At 58.9% G+C, this 1,005-nt stretch carries 1 protein-coding gene; it reads right to left on the reverse strand.

What is annotated here, in order from left to right:
- Positions 1-75: 75 nt before the first annotated feature.
- A partial coding sequence (locus tag RA24_RS21550) for an IS3 family transposase (RefSeq protein ID WP_039194376.1) occupies positions 76-1,005 on the reverse strand: 930 nt, incomplete at its 5' end.

Here is a 1,005-nt window from a genome sequence, read left to right on the forward strand (position 1 = left end):
CTGTCCGTCGTCAGAGATTTTGGGCCATTTGGCTGCCTGAGCGAAGAGAGGGTCTGGCTCATCTGGTTGGTTTGATTATGCGGCGGATCTTCGGTGAAGCAAGCGCCGGGTTTCGATAGTCTTTCGTTTGATCCTTTCTCGTTGTTTCAGGATGGTCTGGCCGCGCCCGAAGTAGACATCGGCCGGGGTGAGGTTCTGCAGGCTCTCGTGGTATCGTCGGTGGTTGTAATGCTCGACGAAGGCGTCGATCTTCTGCCTGAGATCGCCGGGCAGGAAGTAGTTCTCCAGCAGGATGCGGTTCTTCAGGGTCTGGTGCCAGCGCTCGATCTTGCCTTGGGTTTGCGGGTGATATGGGGCACCGCGGACATGATCCATCTGCCGATCTTCCAGCCAATCGGCCAACTCGCCCGAGATGTAACTCGACCCGTTGTCACTGAGCAGGCGGGGCTTGTGCAGGACCTTCGCCTGATCACAACCCGAAGCCTGCAGCGCCAGGTCGAGCGTGTCGGTCACATCGCCTGACTTCATCGTCGTGCAAAGTTTCCAGGCGATGATGTAGCGGCTGTAATCGTCGAGGATCGTGGACAGGTAGAACCAGCCCCAGCCGATGACCTTCAGGTAGGTAAAGTCGGTCTGCCAAAGCTGGTTCGGTCGGGTCGTCTTGTCACGGAACTCGTCAGAGGCGGACAGAACCACATAGGCCGGGCTGGTGATCAGGTCGTAGGACTTGAGGATGCGATAGACCGAAGCCTCTGACACAAAATACTTTTCCGTGTCAGTGAATTGCACGGCCAACTCGCGCGGCGACAGATCGCTTTCCTGCAGGGCCAGGTCCTTGATCTTCTCGCGCACCGGCTCAGGGATGCGGTTCCAGACCCGCGACGGCCTGGGACTGCGATCTTTCAGCGCCTCAGGGCCGCCGGACAAATACCGATCATACCAGCGGTAGAAGGTCGTTCTGGGGATGCCGAGCTTGTCCAGCGTGCGCCTGGTCGGCAGGTGCGA

Origin of the sequence: Leisingera sp. ANG-M6, assembly GCF_000813905.1 — a bacterium.
GTDB lineage: Bacteria > Pseudomonadota > Alphaproteobacteria > Rhodobacterales > Rhodobacteraceae > Leisingera.